Origin of the sequence: Streptomyces sp. 1222.5 (genome assembly GCF_900105245.1) — a bacterium.
Classification (GTDB): Bacteria; Actinomycetota; Actinomycetes; order Streptomycetales; family Streptomycetaceae; genus Streptomyces; species Streptomyces albidocamelliae.
In genome coordinates this window covers 631,017-648,236 of the sequence record NZ_FNSZ01000001.1, presented here as the reverse complement: position 1 = coordinate 648,236, position 17,220 = coordinate 631,017, and the positions used below count along the sequence as shown (strand labels likewise).

The following is a 17,220-nucleotide window of genomic DNA, read 5'->3' as shown; positions in this document are numbered from 1 at the left end:
GCCGCTCAGCCGGACCAGGTCGTGTAGAAGCTCTCGGGGTTGACCAGGTACCGCACGGTGGCGTGCGGTACGTGGCGCACGCGGTGGCCGCGGCTGTACCGGAAGACGAGCTCCCAGTCCTCGCGCGGCAGCACCTCCGGCGTCCGCCGCAGCCGGCTGAACCGCAGCCCCGGGGTGCGGCGCGCGACGAACGCGTTGGTGTCGAGGAAGGACTCCCGGGCGGCCCGGCGGCGGTCGAACGGCACGGACAGCACGTCCCGTTCGGTACCGTCCGGCAGGACGCGGCGCAGCGCCGTGTAGACACCGTCCGGGCCGCCGGGGGCCTCCAGCACCGCCAGCGATCGCTCCAGGTGATCGGGTTCCCACAGGTTGTCGTCGTCCAGGAAGGCCACGTAGCGCGAGCGGGTGAGGCGGATGCCCACGTTCCGCACGACACCGGCCACACCGGTGTTCCGCGCCAGCGACACGGCGAACAGCCTTGGGTCGTCGGGAAGTTCGGTCAGTCCGGCGCCGTCGTCCACGACCACGACGACCTGGTCGCGCACCGTCTGGGCGAGTGCCGAGCGGACGGCGGCCCGCAGCTGGTCGGGGCGGCGGTGGGTGGCGATGACCGTGGCGACGAGGGCGGCCGGCGCCTCGGCGGTGCAGGCCGAGAGCCGGCGGGTCTCGGCGGTCTCCAGCCGGCGCAGCCGCAGCGCGGTAGGGGCGAGGAGGACCTTGTTGCGGAGCTCGAAGAGGACGAGCCAGCCGAAGGCGCGCTTCAGCAGTTCCCAGGGGGCACGGACGATCCGTCGCATGTTCCTCTTCCTCAGCCGGCCGGCGCGGGGGTGACCGGGGTGCCGTCGGTGAAGCGGTTGCCGCGCCAGACGTTGCCGGAGCCGTCGGCGTTCCAGGCGGTGACGGCTCCGTAGCCGCCGCCGTTGCGGTGGTACCGGGTGGAGAAGACGTTGTTCGTGACCGTGATCCCGGTCGCGCCCTTGCCGCCCCCGTAGAGGGTGTACGCGCCCCCGGCCAGCAGGTTGCCGTCGACGACGGTGTTGGACACGGGGCCGGTGTCGGAGAACAGCCCGATGCTCGCCGAGGCCCCTTGGCCGACGGCGACGGGATTGAGCAGGGTGTTGTGCCGGATGATCAGCTTGCCCTTGTTGCTGCCGCCGCTGATCACCGCGTCCGTGTGCTGCCACTCGCCGCCCGCGTTGCGGAACGGCACGAGGCCGTGGACGTAGTTGTCGTGGATGTGGCCCTGGCCCATGGACAGGGCGTTGCCGAACACGGAGATGTCGCACCAGCCGACCTCGACGGAGCTGGTGCTCATGTTGGAGACGGCGTAGTCCACCCCGCCGTTGTCGGGGCCCTTGCCGGGTACCGCGGTGATGGTGGTGTGGAGGACCTTCAGCCCGCGGTGGCCGGGGCGCAGGTTGATCCCCCACCAGTTGGCGGAGGTGATCCTGGTGTCGACGATCGTCACGTCGTTCGCGTAGATGTCGAGCGAGCCGGCGATGTCCCAGCCCTTGATGACGGTGCCGTCGGTCCTGATGGTCATGTCGCCCGTGTCGTGCGGTGTCAAGGGAACACGGGGGCCGGTGGTGTTGGCGTCGGGAAAGCCCGCTTCCCGTCCCGTGCCGCTCGGCGGGTGCGCCGGCCCGGCCCTGCCGGGGCCGGTGGTGGCTCCCTTGCCGTCCTCGGCGGAGCCGCCGCCACCGGAGCAGGCGGCGCACAGCGCGAGCAGCAGGACGGTGAGCAGGTGGCGGAGCCCCCTCATACGGTCTCCACCGCTCGGGAACCCAGCAGGAACCGGCGGCTGGGCAGGACGCACACCACGTAGCAGGCCAGGGCGGCCGTGCCGACCAGGACCAGGGCCGGGGCGCTGTCGCCGAGGAACCGGCGCGCGGCGAGCAGCACCAGAGCCATCACGGCTCCCCCGAGCAGCGGCCAGGCGCAGGCCCTGGCGATGTGGCCGAGCCCGATCCCGGCCCGGCGGAGAGCGTAGAGGAACGCGGGTACGACGAGTCCGGCGGCGACCAGCACATGGCCCTGCGAGACGCCGACCATGCCGTTGACGTGCGCGCCGACGACCAGTACGGGGACGAGGGCGACGAGCCAGAGCGCCTGGACCAGGATGAGGGAGCGGCGCTGTCCGGCGGCGACGAGACAGTCGTAGGCCAGTTCACAGCCGATGCGGACCAGGCCCAGGGCCATCAGCCAGGGCAGCGCCGCCGCGGCGGGCACCCAGGTACGGCCGTAGACGAGCTGGACGACCGGTGCGGCGAGGCCGCCGAGCAGCACGCACAGCGGCACGGTGCCGGTGACCAGGACGCCCAGGGCGCGGCCGAAGCCCTCGGCGAGGGCCGCCGGGGAGCCGGCCAGGCGGGAGAAGCCGGCGAAGGAGACACGGCGTGCGGCCTCGCTGATGATGCGCACGGGCCAGCCGGACATGTTGAACGCCAGGACGTAGAAACCGAGGGACACCTGGCCGAGGGACGAACCGACGATCATGGTGTCCACGTTGACGACGGCGAGGGCGAGAAGGCTCGCGCCGGCCAGCGGAAGTCCGAACCCCAGCAGCGCGCGGGCCTGTTGGGGATCCCAGCCGAACCGCACGGTGCCGGGGGCGGCCAGGGCGCAGCCGATGAGAGCGGCGACGTTGCCCGCGACCGCGCCGCACGCGAAGCTCATCGCGCCCCAGCCGGCGAAGGCCAGCACCAGGGTCACGGCGGTGCTGAGGACGAAGTTGAGCGCGTCGATGACCATCCGCTTGCCCTGGGCGAACTCCCTGGTGAGGAAGTTGGCCGGGACCTGGGCCACGCCGTCGATCACCAGGCACAGGCACATCACCCGCAGGACGCCCGAGGCCTCGGGGGAGTCGAGGAGGCCGGCGACGGTCGGTGCCGAGACGAAGATGGCCGCGTACAGCAGGGCGCTGGAGACGGCTCCCAGGGTGAGCACGGTCGGCGCGAAGCGGCGGGGGTCGCCGTCCCAGCGGACGATGGCCAGCCCGACGCCCAGCTCATTGGCGGACAGCAGGACCAGGAGGACGGTCTGGGCGATGCCGTAGACGCCCCACTCCGCCGGTCCGAGGGCGAACCGTGCCAGCAGGATGCCGGTGGCGAAGTTGCCCAGGCGCATGACCACGGTGTTGATCAGGCTCCAGCGGGCCGCGGAACGGACCTTTCTGCCGAGAGACGGGGAAGGCGACGGTGGCGGTGGCTCGGGCGGCGCGGGGGCGCCGCTCTCCTCAGAGGGGTCGCTGTCCGGTGTGCGAACGCTGTCCATGCGACGACTCCTCGTCCAGCGGCTCGGCGGCGGGCGCCGCGGCCATGACGGGACGCCCGGCCCTCGGCTCGGCGGCGGGCCTGTTCTCGGCGGACCGTGCCCAACTGGGCTGTGTCCGCAGGGCGATGGTCTGTTCGGTGACCGATTCCCCGGCCACCGGGTCGGGGGAGGCGACCGGCCCGGCGGTCTGGTCCCCGTCCGGGCCGACGGCCGCGTCCGGCTGTGCCGCGGCCGTGCGCGACCGCCGGCGTGCCTCGACGTAGAACGTGGCGACCAGGCTCAGGACCAGACCCAGGCCCCCGGCCATGATCAGGTACTCGAGCCGGGTCTTGGTCTGCGCCACCGGGTTCTGCGGGGGCACGATGGTCGTCATGCGGATCATGGCCTTGGGGGCCACCGACTGCTGCTTCTGGAACTGGTCCAGCCGTTCCTTGGCATAGGCGGTCAGAAGGCGGTCCGAGGTCAGCACGGCGGTCCTGTCCGTGCCGGTGACGGTCAGCCACATGAGCGGCCCCTGCGCGTTGTCGGCGAGCTTGGCCTCGAACGTGCCCTTCGCGCCACGGGACTTGAGCTCCCGCAGGGAGATGTCGGAGTTGAGGTTGCGGGCCAGGCTGTCGGCCATGCCGGTGAGCGAGGTCTGGGTGCTGAGGAAGGGGTTGCCGTCGTAGGCCACGGTGGCCTTCTGCGAGTTCAGCAGCACGACCGTGCTCTGCGACTGGTAGGTGACGGGAACCACCAGGGCCACGGCCACGGACAGGCACGCGGTCAGCAGCAGTCCGGGCAGCAGTACGTACCAGCGCCTGCGCATGACACGGAAGATCTCAGCGAGATCCATGGCGGTCCCCCCTAGCGACCCGACGTCCAACGAGCATAGGTTGCAAGCGGATCATATGGGGAACGTTCGATCGGTGGGCCTCGGCCGGGTGCCCACCGTCCCTCCCTCCAGCAGCACGTCGGCGATGCGGTCGCTCGCGCGGCCGTCCCACAGCTCGGGCCGGCGCGGAGCGGGTGGATCGTCCAGCACCCGGTTCACGGTGGCCACGATGCGCGCCGGGTCCCGGCCGGCCAGCACATTGGTGCCCTCCTCGACGGTGATGGGCCGCTCGGTGTTGTCCCGCAGGGTCACACACGGCACCCCCAGCGCCGTGGTCTCCTCCTGCACGCCGCCCGAGTCGGTCAGCACGAGGCGGGCGGAGTCCTGCAGGGCGATGAAGTCGAGGTATCCGGCGGGCGGTACGAGCCTGACGCCCCCGGGCACGCCGATCTCGGCCAGCCGTTCGGCCGCGCGCGGGTGCACGGGCAGCACGAGCGGGCAGCGGCCGGCGATCTCGCCGAGGGCCTTCAGCAGTCCGGCGAGGACCTCGGGGTCGTCCACGTTGGCCGGGCGGTGCAGGGTCACCAGGCCGTACTCGCCCCTGGCCAGGGCGTACCGGCCGAGCACGTCGGACGCCCGGGCCCGGTCGAGGTTGGCCAGCAGTGTGTCGATCATGACGTTGCCGACCAGGTGGATCTGGTCCTCCCGGTACCCCTCGGCGCGCAGGTTCTCGGTGGCGTCGGGGGAGGGGGCCAGCAGGTAGTCGCTGACCCGGTCGGTGGCGACGCGGTTGACCTCCTCGGGCATGCTCCAGTCGCGGCTGCGCAGGCCCGCCTCGACGTGCGCCAGCAGCGGTCCTGCCTTGGCCGTGACCAGGGCGCAGGCCAGCGTGGAGTTGATGTCGCCGACCACCACGACGATGTCCGGGGACACCTCGCCGAGCAGCGGCTCGAACGCGGTCATCACGCGTCCGGTCTGCTCGGCGTGGGTACCGGAGCCGACCCCGAGGAAGCGGTCGGGCGGCCGGATGCCGAGGTCGGCGAAGAACACGTCGTTCATCGCCGGGTCGTAGTGCTGGCCGGTGTGGACGAGGACCACCTCGGCGCCCCGGCTCTCCAGGGCGTCCATCACCGGTTTGATCTTCATGTAGTTGGGGCGGGCCCCGGCGACGCAGACGACACGCGGCATGGCTCAGAGCACCTCGATCGTGGGTCCGGGCGACAGCCGCCGGCGGCAGTCGAGGACGAAGGGGGCGTGTTCGGCGATGACGCCGTAGTCGAAGCTGTCGTGGTCGGTGAGCAGGACCACCACGTCGGCGGCCGCCAGCTCCTCGGCGGTCGGCTCGACCCGCACCAGACGGGTGTCCACCGGCAGGCTCTCGACGACGTGCGGGTCCGCCGCCTTGACCTGCGCCCCCATGTCGAGCAGCAGCTGGGAGATGCGCAGGGCGGGCGACTCCCGGGCGTCACCGGTGTTCTTCTTGTACGCCAGGCCCAGCAGCAGGATGTTCGAGCCGTTCACGGAGCGGCGTCTTTCGTTGAACAACTCGCCGATGCGCCGGGCCACATACTCCGGCATGTGGTTGTTGATGTCGTTGGCCAGCTCCACGAAGCGGAAGCTCTGGCCGAGTTCGCGCTGCACCCGCCAGGACAGGTACGACGGGTCGATGGGCAGGCAGTGGCCGCCGACACCCGGCCCGGGCGTGAACTTCATGAAGCCGAAGGGCTTGGTGGAGGCGGCGTCGATGGCCTGCCAGACGTCGATGTCCAGATGATGGGCGAACATCGCGATCTCGTTGACCAGCGCGATGTTCACATGGCGGAAGGTGTTCTCCAGCAGCTTGGCGAGCTCGGCCTCCTTGGGCGAGCCCACGGGCACGGTGGTGTCGACGAGTTGCGCGTAGAAGCCCTGAACCGCCTTCAGCGACCGCTCGTTGACGCCCGAGACGACCTTCGGCGTCTCCTGGAATCCCCAGACGGCGTTGCCGGGGTCGATCCGCTCCGGGCTGTATCCGAGATGGAAGTCGGTGCCCGCCGTGAGCCCCGAGCCGTCCTCCAGGATGGGGGCGAACAGCTCCTGCGTCGTACCGGGGTAGGTGGTCGACTCCAGGACCACGGTGGCCCCGGGGCGCAGGTAGCGGGCGAGGGTGGTCCCCGACTCCTTGATGTAGCGCAGGTCGGGGGTGCCCTCGTGCAGCGGTGTCGGCACGGTCACGACGGCCACGTCGAAACCGGCGCAGTCGCGGGCCGAGTCGCTCGCGCGGTAGACACCGGCGTCCAGTGCCGTGCGGATCCGCTCGGAGGAGACGTCCTCCACGAAGGACTCACCGGCGGCGAGGCTCTTGACCCGGCGGGAGTCGACGTCGTAGCCGACCACCTCGTGTCCGACCTCGGCGGCGCGGATCGCCAGCGGCAGGCCCACGTAACCCTGTCCAACCACGACTACGCGCATCAGCGACTCCTGTTCGCGGGAGCGGGCGACGGGGCGGGCCGGAAGTACTCGCGCGCCGTCATGAGAAGGAAGGCAGCATTGGTGGTGACGTAACGCCGGCCCAGGCGGCGCGGCTCCTGGAGCGCGCGGTAGAGCCACTCCATGCCCCACCGCTGCCAGACCTCGGGGGCCCGCTTGGTGACCCCGGCGAGGATGTCGAAGGAGCCGCCCACGCCGTGCACGACGCGGGCGCCGGTGCGCTCGCCGTGGGCCGCGGTGAAGATCTCCTTCTTCGGCGAGGTCATGCCGAGGAACAGCATCCGGGCGCCGCTGCGGGCGATGCCGTCCGCGATCGCCTCCTGCTCGGAGTCGTCGAAGTAGCCGTTCCGGCTGCCGGCCACCTTCAGGTCGGGGAAGCGGTCGGCCACCCGGAGCAGCATCCGCTGCAGCACCTCCTGCTTGGCGCCGAGGAAGTACACGGACATGCCCGCGGACTCCGCCTCGCCCAGCAGCCGCAGGAACAGGTCGATCCCGGCGACCCGCTCCGGCAGCGGGGCGCGCAGCACCCGGCCGGCCCAGACGACGGCCTGTCCGTCGGCGAGGACGAGATCGCAGCCCGCCACGGCCCGGGCGAGCCGCTGGTCCCGCCGCATGTTCACCAGCTTCGCGGCGTTGACCACGCCAATCTCGAGCTTCTTGCCGTCGCGTACGGCCTCGAGACACCGCTCCACGGTCTCGTCCAAGGTCAGCGGGTCGAGTTCGACTCCGAACAGGGACTGACGGACACTCATATCCCGCCCCCCTGCCAGGCGTGGAGCATCCAGCCGAACTCGTACGGCCGGCACTCGCGGTCCACGGAGACGGGGCGGTACACCCGGTCCAGGGTCTTCAGTCGCAGGCCCGGCGCGACCCGGGTGCCGAGGCCCCGGGCGGCGCGTACGGCCTTCTTCGGATCGCCCCGGTATACCTTGCGCCAGGTGACGCCGAGCTCGTCGAGGATCAACGGCTCGCGGTGCTCGGGGTGTTCGGCGAGCTCGGGCACCTCGGTCATCCAGCGCAGGCCCTTGCGGACCGCCGCGCCGAAGTCGCTGCCGCCGGCGTCGGTGAGATCGAAGAGCGCGGTCGGCGCCATCGCGTGCTGGTGGACGCTGTAGACCGGATAGCCCTCCACGACACCGCCGGTGCGCGCGTCGTAGTGCCACCACCACTGGCCGCCGTCGCCCTGCAGTGCGCAGATGCGCACGGCGCACGCCTCGGACGCGGCCAGTGCCTCCGGGTCGCCGCCGTCGCCGCTCGCGTGCAGGCGGGCCAGCGCCTGCAACGGGTACGTCTGGTCGGCGAAGCAGCTCACGTGCGCCCGGTACCAGGGCACCAGGCCGGGGCCGGTGGCGTGCGGGAAGAGCGGGCCGCCCCCGATCCGGGCGCGCAGCAGCCGGTCGCGGGCCGCGGTGAGCCGGTCCTCCACGTCGGCCGCTTCCCGGGCCGCCGCGAGGGCGGACAGCACCCAGGCCGCCTCGACCGTGTACTGCGGCCGGCCCGCCTCGTCCAGGACGTTCAGCCGGGCGAGGGCGTCGGACAGTTTGGGGTGCGCGGTGTCGGCGGCGGCCCAGGCGATGAGCGCCGCGTCACCGAGGTTGGTCACCGTGGGCAGCGACTCGACCAGCAGGCCCGCGAACTCCTGGGCGGTACGCCCGCCGAGCACCGCGCGCTGACGGTTCTCGGGCAGGAACCGGGCACCCAGCACGGTGATGGCCGCGTACCGGATGCTCGTTCCGCGCCGCTCCAGGGTCCAGGTGCTGTCGGGCGCCTCCCGTCCGGCCATGGTGAAGGCGAAGGCCTCGCCGCCGGGGAGCAGCATCGAGGGCAGCCCCGACTCGGCGAGCGTGAGCAGTCGTCGGGTGAGCGAGAGCAGTGGCGGATCCTCGCTGCCGAGCGCCGCCAGACGTGTGTTGGTCATCGTTCGGACACACCAACCCCCCTGTGGGTCCTGTGCTTGCACAGACTCATGAGCGCCGCGGCGCGAAGGCCGAGCGGCGAGAAGAAGAAAGACGTCAGGCGACGGAGCGGTGCCCGCTCCTCGCTTCAGGCACAGGTGTCCTCACCCGGTAACCCCCCCTGGGCACCACCGACTTGTGGCCTCACTGTGCCCGGTCTGCACAGTTCGAACACATGTTATGCCTGCCGATGTTCGAGGATCGGCGTTTTGGGCAAATCGGCGTCAGGCTCGCTCGACGAGCTCGCCGCCCTTCTCCTCGTACAGCGCTCCCGTCTCCGGGCACTCCCACCCGCCCGGCACGTCCTCCCGCTCGACCAGGCGCACCCCGGCCCGGCCCACCCAGCCGATACGGCGGGCCGGGACACCCGCCACGAGCGCGAAGTCCGGCACGTCCCGGGTGACCACGGCACCCGCCGCGACCAGCGCCCAGCGGCCGACGCGCACCGGTGCCACACACACCGAACGGGCGCCCAGCGACGCCCCCTCGCCGACCACGACCGCCACGGCCTCCCAGTCGTCCCCGCGCTTCAGCCGGCCCTGCGGGTCCACCGACCGCGGGAAGTAGTCGTTGGTGAGGACCGCCGCGGGCCCGACGAACGCCCCGTCACCGAGCACCGCCGGCTCGTAGACCAGCGCGTAGTTCTGGAGCTTCACGTTGTCGCCGATCCGCACCCCCGGCCCGACGTACGCTCCCCGGCCCACGATGCACCCGGTGCCCAGCCGGGCGTCCTCGCGTATCTGGGCCAGATCCCAGACCGTCGTCCCGTCACCGACAGTGGCCCTCTCGTCGACCTGGGCGGTCGGCTGGATTCTGTTGCTCACCTGGCTGAACCTCTCTTCTTCTCGAGCAGAGCGGGAAAGGCCGCCGCCAGCGCCTCCTGCCAGGGGCGGATCGGTTCCACACCGGCACGGCGCCAGCGGTCGTGCGCCAGGACGCTGTACGCGGGGCGGGGCGCGGGCCGGGCGAAGGCGGCGCTGGTGGTCGGCCGGACGCGTCCGGGGTCGCTGCCGAGGAGCCGGTAGATCTCCCGGGTCAGCCCGAACCAGGTCGTCTCCCCGCCGCTGGTGCCGTGGTACACACCGGCGGGCGCGGTGCCGGCCAGTGCGGCCCGGCCGAGCCGCACCAGCCGGTCGGCGAGGTCCACCGTCCACGTGGGCTGTCCGCGCTGGTCGTCGACCACGTCGACGGTGTCCCGGGCCGCCTCGAGCCCGATCATCGTGTCGACGAAGTTCCCGCCCCCCGCGCCGTACAGCCAGGCCGTGCGCACGACGTACCCGGTCTCCGGGAGCGCCGCCAGCACGGCCCGTTCCCCCGCCAGCTTGGTACGTCCGTAGGCGCTGCGCGGTGCCGTCGGCGCGTCCTCGGGGTACGGGCTGGTGCCGTCGCCCGCGAACACGTAGTCGGTCGACACCTGGATCAGTCCGGCGCCCGCCTTCTCGCAGGCCTCGGCGAGGTTGCGGGGCCCGTCACCGTTGACACGCAGGGCGTCCGCCTCGTGCGCCTCGGCGTCGTCCACGGCCGTCCACGCGGCGCAGTTGACCACGGTCCGGGGCCGGTGCGCGGCGACCGCGTCGTGCACGGCGTCGGGGTCGGTGATGTCGAGACCGCCGCTGCCCAGGCCGACGGCCTCCTCGCCGTCCCGGCCGAGCCGCGCCAGAACGTCCTGCCCGAGCATCCCCGTCGCGCCGGTGATCAGCCAAGTGGTGGTCATGGTTCCCTGTTCGTCGTCGGAAGGGGACCGGGGGCGGCGAGGGCCACCGCCCCCGGCCATGGCACTAGAGCGCGGCGCGCTCCTTCAGCGGCTCCCACCAGGCGCGGTTCTCGCGGTACCAGGTGACGGTCTCCGCGAGGCCCGTGGCGAAGTCCTTGCGGGGCTCGTAGCCCAGCTCCGTCCGCAGCTTGCCGCAGTCCACCGAGTAGCGGCGGTCGTGGCCCTTGCGGTCGGTGACGTACTCGACGCTGCTCCAGTCCGCGCCGCAGGCCTCCAGCAGGAGGGCGGTCAGCTCCTTGTTGGACAGCTCGGTGCCGCCGCCGACGTTGTAGACCTCGCCGGCGCGCCCCTTGGTACGCACCAGTTCGACGGCCTGTACGTGGTCGTCGATGTGGAGCCAGTCGCGGACGTTGCCGCCGTCGCCGTACAGCGGGACCTTCCGGCCGTCCAGCAGGTTGGTGATGAACAGCGGGATGACCTTCTCGGGGAAGTGGTGGTGCCCGTAGTTGTTGGAGCAGCGGGTCACCCGCACGTCGAGGCCGTGGGTGCGCTGGTAGGACAGGGCCAGCAGATCGCTGGACGCCTTGGAGGCGGAGTAGGGGGAGTTGGGGCTCAGCGGGTCCGTCTCCGGCCAGGAGCCGGACTCGATGGAGCCGTACACCTCGTCGGTGGAGATGTGCACGAAGGTCCGCGGCGCGTGGCGCAGCGCCGCGTCCAGCAGGGTCTGGGTGCCGAGCACGTTGGTCCGGACGAACTCGGCGGCCCCCAGGATCGAACGGTCCACGTGCGACTCGGCGGCGAAGTGCACCACCTGGTCGTGCGTGGCGAGGAGCCCGTCCACCAGTTCCGCGTCGCAGATGTCGCCCTTGACGAAGGTGAATCCCGGGTGGTCGCGCACCTCGTCGAGGTTGGCCGGATTTCCCGCGTACGTGAGCTTGTCCAGGACCGTGACCGTCACGTCACCGGGCCCGGCGGGGCCGAGGAGCGTACGGACGTAGTGCGAGCCGATGAAGCCGGCACCGCCGGTCACCAGAATGTTCGTCGTCATGAGGAGATCTGCACCTTGCTGTGGTCGCCGAGGACGAGTCGGTGGGCGGCCGGCTTGCGGGGCGCCGGGGTGACCTCGACGTTGCGGCCGATGAGGGAGGCCTCCACGCGGCGTACGCCGCTCACGGAGGAGTCGCGCAGCACGATCGAGTACTCGATCTCGCTGTCCTCGATCCTGCACTCCGCGGAGATCGAGGTGAAGGGGCCGACGTAGGAGTCGACGATGACGGTGTTCGCGCCGACGACCACCGGACCCACGATCCGGCTGCCGGTCACCTTCGCGCCGCGCTCGACGACCACCCGGCCGATGATCTCGCTGTCGTCGTCGATCGTGCCGTCGATCCGGCGCTCCACGGTCTCCAGCACCGAGCGGTTGACCTCGAGCATGTCGGTGACGTTCCCGGTGTCCTTCCAGTACCCGGAGATCGTCGTGGAGCGCACGTCACGGCCGGTGTCGATCAGCCACTGGATGGCGTGCGTGATCTCCAACTCGCCGCGCCAGGACGGCTCGATCGCGCGCACGGCCTCGTGGATGGCCGGCGTGAACAGGTAGACGCCGACCAGCGCCAGCTCGCTCTTGGGATGCCGGGGCTTCTCCTCCAGACCGACGACCCGGCCGGCCGCGTTCAGCTCGGCCACCCCGAACGCGGTCGGGTTGGGCACCTTCGTCAGCAGGATCTGCGCTTCCGGCCGCTCGGCGCGGAAGGCGGTCACCAGATCCGTGATGCCGCCGACGACGAAGTTGTCGCCGAGGTACATCACGAAGTCGTCGTCACCCAGGAACTCACGGGCGATCAGCACCGCGTGGGCCAGCCCGAGCGGGGCCTCCTGAGGGATGTAGGTGACGTCGAGGCCGAACGCCCCGCCGTCGCCGACCGCCTCCCGGATCTCCTCGGCCGTGTCGCCGACGATGATCCCGACCTCGGTGATGCCGGCCTCGGCGATCGCCTCCAGGCCGTAGAACAGCACCGGCTTGTTCGCGACCGGCACGAGTTGTTTCGCCGATGTATGGGTTATAGGGCGCAAACGGGTACCCGAGCCACCAGACAACAAAAGTGCCTTCATGGGCAGCACCCTACTTTCGCGGGACATGCCGACGGGAGGATTCCGCACACCGTCGGCATGCCCGCCCCCGTTCAGCCGTCGTCGCGTACGGCGGCCAGGCCGTTGAAGACGCCGACGTAGGCGGTGCCGTCCGGGCCGAGCGTGATCGGTGCCCAGTTGTTGTCGTAGCCGGCGCCCGTGCCGACGAGCTGCTTCCACCGGGTGCGTCCCGTGCGGAAGTCGACGGCGGTCAGATACCAGGCGTCGATGCCGAGGGGGTCGGGATCCTTGGTGTAGAGGTAGAGCAGCCCGTTGCCGGTGGACAGCTTCGGCACGACGGACGGCGACCGCTCGGCGCTCGCCCAGACCATGTCGCAGCCGCTGCCGTCGGGACGGACGTCGATCCGGGTGACTCCGCCGACGACGCTCCGCCCGAAAGTGAGCGAGGTGACGTTCTCGTAGCCGTGGTTGTTCTCGACCACCAGGCTGTCGCCCCAGCTGATCAGGGAGTTGTCCGTGGTGGACGCGCCGGAGCGGAACACGGGGATCTCGCACACCGGCCGTCGCCCGGCGGGGATGCCGGCACCGCGCCGGTAGACGAGGACGTGCATGCGGTCGTCGGCGTTGTCGGTGATCGCGACGTACCGGCCGCCCTCGCCGAAGATGTCCGGCGTGGTGCCCGAGCCCTGGTTCACCGAGCCGGGCTTGGTGCCGGTACCCCGGTCGTAGGTCTGCCGCCACACCACCGCGGGTGTCCCGTCCGCCGTGGCGGTGAACTCGTACAGGGCGTGGTCGGAGACGATCGAGACCCCGTCGGCGGCGACGGAGAAGGAGTTCTGGATCTCCTCCCCGTCCAGCCGGATCGAGCGGACGGCCTCGCTGCCCGGATCGACCGTGCCGACGCGACCCTGCCGGGTGACCCACCAGATCCGGCCCTGCCAGTCCGGCATGACGGAGGTGACCGGGTCACACGTCCCGGTGGGGTACAGGTTCGTCCAGGTCACGCAGTCGTGGGGCACCCGCGCGGTGAGGTCCCAGTCGTCGGTGACGGTGAACTCCCAGCCGCCCGGTCTCTGCCGGTGGGCGAGGCGGACGATGTGCTGTCGGGAGTCGGCGAGCACCAGCCGGTCCTGGTCGTCCAGGTACGAGTAGGCACCGCCGGAGGTGTCCTTGAAGATCCGTGAGAAGTCCAGCCGCGTGATCGCCTCCACCGTGGAGGGACGCTGCGGCAGCTTGTACTCGGCCAGCGTCGCGAGGGTCCGCGGGTCGAGCAGTTTCACCAGGAACCCGGTGAACGTCCCGCAGACGGTGACGATCCGGCCGGCCCGGTCGAAGGTCACGTTGGCGCACTCGCCGCCGAGCAGCGCCATCCGCTCGCTGTCGACCCGCGGGTGCTCGCCGAGCGGGCCGGACCAGCCGTAGGTGGCGCTGCCCCAGCCGTCCGCGTGCATCCCTGACCGGCCGTTCGGCGCGAGGTACGGGTGCTGCGGGGGCCGGGTGCCGGGCAGCGGCCGGGCGGCGGCCGGGGCGCCGGTGTAGGCGTCGACCAGGCGGTGGCCGGGTGCCTGGGATATCGGGTCGGCCTGCGCGGGCACGGGCCCGGCCACGGCCGTACCCGCGACCAGGGCCAGGGCGAGGCCCAGGGCACGGTGGAGTGTCCTGCGGAACATGGGGCTCCTCGGGATGCGGACGACGGGTGGTCGCGCCGCGGCGACCTTAGGAGAGCCCTGTCGAGGAGTCCACAGAAACGTGAGGATTGTTCATGATTCCGCAATGACCGGGTGCGCTCTAGCCGAGTTCGCGCTCCAGGACGCGGCGGGCCGCCTCGGCCTCCGCCGCCGGCGGGGAGAGTTCGTCCAGGGTGTCGAGCTCGTCGTCGGCCTCCAGCTCGCGTTCCCAGGCCGCCGCCAGCCGCTCCTGTTCCTCGCGCGGCTCGGCGGCGATCGCCTCCCGGTGGTCCGGGTCGAGTGCCGTCAGAAACCGTCCGACCGTGTCCGTCGGCATACCGTGCTCCTTGTCGCCTGGTGTCTGCCACTACCTGGCCCAGCATGACCACGCGGCCCCGCGCCCGCCTCCCGGCACCGCCCGGAGACACCCTTATGGCCCCGGGCGGGGACCGGCCGCTGTCGGCATCAGCCCGCCCGGACGGGGTAGTCCGAGTATGAACCGTTTGGTCGGGAAATGAGATGGATGGCCGTGATGGTGTCCCATGCGCTCGATCAAGGCGTACTCGTCGTCACGGTGCACGACGATCCCGGCAGCGACGGCCGTGCGGTCCTGCTCGCCCGGATCAGTGATCTCCTGGAGGGGCACGCACCGACCTCCCTCGTCCTCGTGCTCGACGGGCCCGCGGCGTCCGGCACGGCCGTCGGCGTGGTGCTGCGCGTGCACCGGCTGTGCAGCCGCCTCGGCCTGGTGATGTCCGTGGCCACCCACAGCGCTCCGGTGCGGCGCCTGCTCGAGGCCGACGCCGACATCGGGGGGATCCGCCTGGTCGTCCTCGCCCGCGCCGACACGGCGATACAGCTGACCGCGGCCGCGCTCACCGCGGCCGCATGACGGACCCGGGCCTCAGCGCACGTCGTAGAACAGATGCGTCGCCGTGGACGTCACGGTCGCCCCGCGCTGCACCAGCGTGCGTCGGGTACGGCCGGTGAACAGCGGCGTCCCGGCATCGAGGACGACGGGCGCGAGGTGCAGTGACAGCGCGTCGACCAAGCCGGCGTCGAACGCGGAGCCGCCGCCCATGAGGACGACGTCGAGGTAGTCGCCGGACGCCGAGGAGGCCGCCTCCGCGCGCTCGCACGCCGCGGCGACGGCGTCGGGCAGGCCGGTGGTGACGAACGTCCGGTCGAGGTCGGTGAGCCGCACCGACGCGGGCGGCGCGCTCGTCACGACGACGGACGCCGGCCTGCCGACCTCCCCGGCGCCGTAGCCGGTGGGTGGTGTCGTCCCAGCCCTCGGGGCCGTCGACCAGGTGCCGGTACCGGGCTGTGGCGCCCCGGTCACTACGTGGTCCCTATCGGCAGCTCGAGGTGGAGCTCGTAGCCGCCGTCGGAGGTGGGGCCGGACGTGATGGTCCCCCCGAGGAGTTCGGCCCGCTGGCGCAGCCCCACCAGACCGTGGTGGGCACCGGGCAGCGGGAGCGGCGCCTGGGTGGGGGCGGTGTTGGTGACGGTGACGCCGATGGTGCCGTTCAGGTGGTGGATGGCGACTATGGCTCTGGCGCCGGGGGCGTGCTTGCGGACGTTCGTCAGCGCTTCCTGCACGGTCCGGTAGACGGCGCGCTGGGTCGCGGGCGGCAGGTCCCCCGGCAGATCAGTCTTCAGTTCCGCCTCGATACCGCTGCCGTCCACCAGACGCTGGAGGTCGGCGAGGGACGGCTGAGGAGTGAGCTCCGTGGGACGGCTGCCGGACGCGCGGAGCACGCTGACCATGTGCCGCAGCTCGTCGAGGGTCTGCACACTGAGCCGCCGGATGGTCGACGCGGCCGACTTCGTCTCCGGGTCCCGGCTGCCCACCTGGAGTGCTCCGGCCTGTACGGCGATCAGGCTGACCTGGTGGGAGACCACGTCGTGCATCTCCCGCGCCAGCTGCGCCCGCTCCTTCGCCAGCACGCTCTGGGCGGTCAGCAGCCGCTCGTTCTCCCGGGCCTCGGTGATCTCGCTCAGCCGGAGCGACAGTTCACGGCGGGCCTGGACGAGCTGGCCCAGGAAGACCGGCGCGGCCGCCGAGGCGACGGAGTAGAGGATGTGGACGACGTTGCGGGTGCCACCGAGCTCGGTGGCCCGCAGGTTCGACCACGGCCAGGGGAGGAAGTCGATGACCGCGTACGTCAGGGCGCAGAGTCCCAGCAGCACCCGGTGGCGGTTGAGCGAGGACAGCGTGTACAGCGCCACCAGCGTGGCGAACACCGCGTCCGTGACCAGGGCCGTGGGCAGCGTGAGCAGGAACGTCGTCAGCGGCAGGTGCCGGCGCAGCACCAGGGCGAAGGACGCGAGCAGCGCGCAGCCCAGGGGTGCGCCCCGGTCGAAGCCGACGTTGGCCCACGTGTCGATCAGCGCGACCAGGACGAGGAAGGCGTCCAGCAGCGGAGGCGGTACTCCCCGGCGCTTCACCGGGTGTCCTCCTCCCGCGACGGTCCGAGCAGGCCCGCCCGCTCGGCGATCAAGGCCGCCTGCACACGACTGCCGACCTCCAGCTTGCTCAGCACGGCGCTGACATGGCCCTTGACCGTGCCGGCGCTCAGATGCATCCGTTCGCCGATGTCCGCATTGGCGAGGCCCTCCGCCATCAGGACGAGGACGGCACGCTCACGCTCGGTCAGCCGGGCCGTGAGACGGGCGGCGGGTTCACGGCCGCCCTGGTCGAGATAGCCGTCCACCACCGTGCGGGTGACCTTGGACGACAGCACCGTACCGCCCTCTGCCAGAGCCCGCACCAGATAGGGGAGCTGCTCCGGATCGGTGTCCTTCAGCAGGAAGCCGGCGGCGCCCGAGCGCAGCGCCGTCGCCACGTATTCGTCGGAGTCGAACGTGGTGAGCATCGCCACCACCGGGCAGTCCGGCATGCGGCGCAGCTCGGACAGGACCGTGAGTCCGTCCACGTCCGGCATGCGGATGTCCAGCAGGACGATGTCGGGGCGTGCCTCGCGCACCGTCCGGACGGCCTGGCCGCCGGGGACCGCCCCCACGACCTCGATGTCGTCCGCGGTGTTGAGGATGTGCGTGAAGCCCGTACGGACCAGGGCCTCGTCATCGACCACCAGTACCCGGATCACCTGCGCTCCGCTCCTTGCGTGCCCGCTGTTCGATGCCTACCACGCGGACGCCCGCACCGCGCGGCGCGGAGCCGGATCCCGTCCGATTGGCGGCCCGGCCCCCGCCGGTCGGCGGGGTTGGCTT

Annotated in this window: 17 protein-coding genes and 1 pseudogene; 1 reads left to right on the top strand and 17 read right to left on the bottom strand. The window is 71.6% G+C overall.

From position 1 onward, the window contains the following. Nucleotides 1-5 precede the first annotated feature (5 nt). The 14 genes from BLW57_RS03120 to BLW57_RS03055 all read right to left on the bottom strand — a co-directional run bounded on the left by BLW57_RS03120 (nucleotide 6) and on the right by BLW57_RS03055 (nucleotide 14,320). Nucleotides 6-797 carry a glycosyltransferase family 2 protein gene (locus tag BLW57_RS03120; RefSeq protein WP_093471957.1) on the bottom strand — a complete coding sequence of 264 codons (792 nt, stop codon included), beginning with the start codon at nucleotides 795-797 and terminating at the stop codon, nucleotides 6-8. Between the two features lie 11 nt (nucleotides 798-808). After that, nucleotides 809-1,762 (bottom strand): hypothetical protein, encoded by a 954-nt coding sequence (locus tag BLW57_RS03115; protein WP_093471955.1) that lies wholly within the window; start codon nucleotides 1,760-1,762, stop codon nucleotides 809-811. Beyond that, a complete protein-coding gene (locus tag BLW57_RS03110; protein WP_093471953.1) occupies nucleotides 1,759-3,273 on the bottom strand; it encodes an oligosaccharide flippase family protein in 1,515 nt (504 codons plus the stop codon). Before BLW57_RS03110 ends, BLW57_RS03115 begins: the two co-directional genes overlap by 4 nt. Further along, complete coding sequence (locus BLW57_RS03105) at nucleotides 3,236-4,108, bottom strand: Wzz/FepE/Etk N-terminal domain-containing protein (RefSeq protein WP_093471952.1); 873 nt, start codon at nucleotides 4,106-4,108, stop codon at nucleotides 3,236-3,238. The genes BLW57_RS03110 and BLW57_RS03105 overlap by 38 nt, the downstream gene beginning before the upstream one ends. A gap of 51 nt (nucleotides 4,109-4,159) precedes the next feature. Continuing rightward, entirely contained in the window at nucleotides 4,160-5,275 is a 1,116-nt protein-coding gene (gene wecB / locus BLW57_RS03100; RefSeq protein WP_093471950.1) for a non-hydrolyzing UDP-N-acetylglucosamine 2-epimerase, read from the bottom strand. 3 nt (nucleotides 5,276-5,278) lie between these two features. Further along, complete coding sequence (locus BLW57_RS03095) at nucleotides 5,279-6,538, bottom strand: nucleotide sugar dehydrogenase (RefSeq protein ID WP_093471949.1); 1,260 nt, start codon at nucleotides 6,536-6,538, stop codon at nucleotides 5,279-5,281. Then, nucleotides 6,538-7,308: a WecB/TagA/CpsF family glycosyltransferase gene (locus BLW57_RS03090; RefSeq protein WP_093471947.1), complete on the bottom strand. Its 771-nt coding sequence runs from the start codon at nucleotides 7,306-7,308 to the stop codon at nucleotides 6,538-6,540. The genes BLW57_RS03095 and BLW57_RS03090 overlap by 1 nt, the downstream gene beginning before the upstream one ends. Then, a complete protein-coding gene (locus tag BLW57_RS03085) occupies nucleotides 7,305-8,474 on the bottom strand; it encodes a hypothetical protein (protein ID WP_093471946.1) in 1,170 nt (389 codons plus the stop codon). The genes BLW57_RS03090 and BLW57_RS03085 overlap by 4 nt, the downstream gene beginning before the upstream one ends. Nucleotides 8,475-8,735: 261 nt before the next feature. After that, complete coding sequence (locus tag BLW57_RS03080; protein ID WP_093471944.1) at nucleotides 8,736-9,335, bottom strand: acyltransferase; 600 nt, start codon at nucleotides 9,333-9,335, stop codon at nucleotides 8,736-8,738. Continuing rightward, entirely contained in the window at nucleotides 9,332-10,225 is an 894-nt protein-coding gene (gene rfbD, locus BLW57_RS03075; RefSeq protein WP_093471943.1) for a dTDP-4-dehydrorhamnose reductase, read from the bottom strand. Before rfbD ends, BLW57_RS03080 begins: the two co-directional genes overlap by 4 nt. A 64-nt stretch (nucleotides 10,226-10,289) precedes the next feature. Next, nucleotides 10,290-11,273 carry a dTDP-glucose 4,6-dehydratase gene (gene rfbB, locus BLW57_RS03070; protein WP_093471941.1) on the bottom strand — a complete coding sequence of 328 codons (984 nt, stop codon included), beginning with the start codon at nucleotides 11,271-11,273 and terminating at the stop codon, nucleotides 10,290-10,292. Continuing rightward, nucleotides 11,270-12,337, bottom strand: a complete 1,068-nt coding sequence (locus BLW57_RS03065; RefSeq protein ID WP_093471939.1) for a glucose-1-phosphate thymidylyltransferase — start codon at nucleotides 12,335-12,337, stop codon at nucleotides 11,270-11,272. The genes rfbB and BLW57_RS03065 overlap by 4 nt, the downstream gene beginning before the upstream one ends. A 71-nt stretch (nucleotides 12,338-12,408) precedes the next feature. Continuing rightward, nucleotides 12,409-13,986: a hypothetical protein gene (locus tag BLW57_RS03060; protein ID WP_093471938.1), complete on the bottom strand. Its 1,578-nt coding sequence runs from the start codon at nucleotides 13,984-13,986 to the stop codon at nucleotides 12,409-12,411. 118 nt (nucleotides 13,987-14,104) lie between these two features. After that, the gene (locus BLW57_RS03055; protein WP_093471936.1) at nucleotides 14,105-14,320 is read right to left on the bottom strand and encodes a hypothetical protein; all 216 of its coding nucleotides are present in this window, start codon (nucleotides 14,318-14,320) and stop codon (nucleotides 14,105-14,107) included. Between the two features lie 177 nt (nucleotides 14,321-14,497). Between BLW57_RS03055 and BLW57_RS03050 the strand changes: the two genes are divergently transcribed. Further along, nucleotides 14,498-14,875: a hypothetical protein gene (locus tag BLW57_RS03050; protein WP_256339360.1), complete on the top strand. Its 378-nt coding sequence runs from the start codon at nucleotides 14,498-14,500 to the stop codon at nucleotides 14,873-14,875. Nucleotides 14,876-14,887: 12 nt separating this feature from the next. On the opposite strand, the pseudogene BLW57_RS03045 reads toward BLW57_RS03050, so the two are convergent. The 3 genes and pseudogenes from BLW57_RS03045 to BLW57_RS03035 form a co-directional block, all read right to left on the bottom strand. Further along, a pseudogene (locus BLW57_RS03045) lies at nucleotides 14,888-15,293 on the bottom strand (dihydrofolate reductase); the annotation flags it as partial. Between the two features lie 31 nt (nucleotides 15,294-15,324). Continuing rightward, nucleotides 15,325-16,434 carry a sensor histidine kinase gene (locus BLW57_RS03040; protein ID WP_093471935.1) on the bottom strand — a complete coding sequence of 370 codons (1,110 nt, stop codon included), beginning with the start codon at nucleotides 16,432-16,434 and terminating at the stop codon, nucleotides 15,325-15,327. Further along, the gene (locus BLW57_RS03035) at nucleotides 16,431-17,096 is read right to left on the bottom strand and encodes a response regulator (RefSeq protein WP_093471933.1); all 666 of its coding nucleotides are present in this window, start codon (nucleotides 17,094-17,096) and stop codon (nucleotides 16,431-16,433) included. Before BLW57_RS03035 ends, BLW57_RS03040 begins: the two co-directional genes overlap by 4 nt. Nucleotides 17,097-17,220 lie beyond the last annotated feature (124 nt).

Coding starts and splice junctions, on each gene's coding strand:
- BLW57_RS03120 (WP_093471957.1), bottom strand. CDS start 797: ATGCGACGGATCGTCCGTGCCCCCTGGGAACTGCTGAAGCGCGCCTTC.
- BLW57_RS03115 (WP_093471955.1), bottom strand. CDS start 1,762: ATGAGGGGGCTCCGCCACCTGCTCACCGTCCTGCTGCTCGCGCTGTGC.
- BLW57_RS03110 (WP_093471953.1), bottom strand. CDS start 3,273: ATGGACAGCGTTCGCACACCGGACAGCGACCCCTCTGAGGAGAGCGGC.
- BLW57_RS03105 (WP_093471952.1), bottom strand. CDS start 4,108: ATGGATCTCGCTGAGATCTTCCGTGTCATGCGCAGGCGCTGGTACGTA.
- wecB (WP_093471950.1), bottom strand. CDS start 5,275: ATGCCGCGTGTCGTCTGCGTCGCCGGGGCCCGCCCCAACTACATGAAG.
- BLW57_RS03095 (WP_093471949.1), bottom strand. CDS start 6,538: ATGCGCGTAGTCGTGGTTGGACAGGGTTACGTGGGCCTGCCGCTGGCG.
- BLW57_RS03090 (WP_093471947.1), bottom strand. CDS start 7,308: ATGAGTGTCCGTCAGTCCCTGTTCGGAGTCGAACTCGACCCGCTGACC.
- BLW57_RS03085 (WP_093471946.1), bottom strand. CDS start 8,474: ATGACCAACACACGTCTGGCGGCGCTCGGCAGCGAGGATCCGCCACTG.
- rfbD (WP_093471943.1), bottom strand. CDS start 10,225: ATGACCACCACTTGGCTGATCACCGGCGCGACGGGGATGCTCGGGCAG.
- rfbB (WP_093471941.1), bottom strand. CDS start 11,273: ATGACGACGAACATTCTGGTGACCGGCGGTGCCGGCTTCATCGGCTCG.
- BLW57_RS03065 (WP_093471939.1), bottom strand. CDS start 12,337: ATGAAGGCACTTTTGTTGTCTGGTGGCTCGGGTACCCGTTTGCGCCCT.
- BLW57_RS03060 (WP_093471938.1), bottom strand. CDS start 13,986: ATGTTCCGCAGGACACTCCACCGTGCCCTGGGCCTCGCCCTGGCCCTG.
- BLW57_RS03055 (WP_093471936.1), bottom strand. CDS start 14,320: ATGCCGACGGACACGGTCGGACGGTTTCTGACGGCACTCGACCCGGAC.
- BLW57_RS03050 (WP_256339360.1), top strand. CDS start 14,498: ATGAGATGGATGGCCGTGATGGTGTCCCATGCGCTCGATCAAGGCGTA.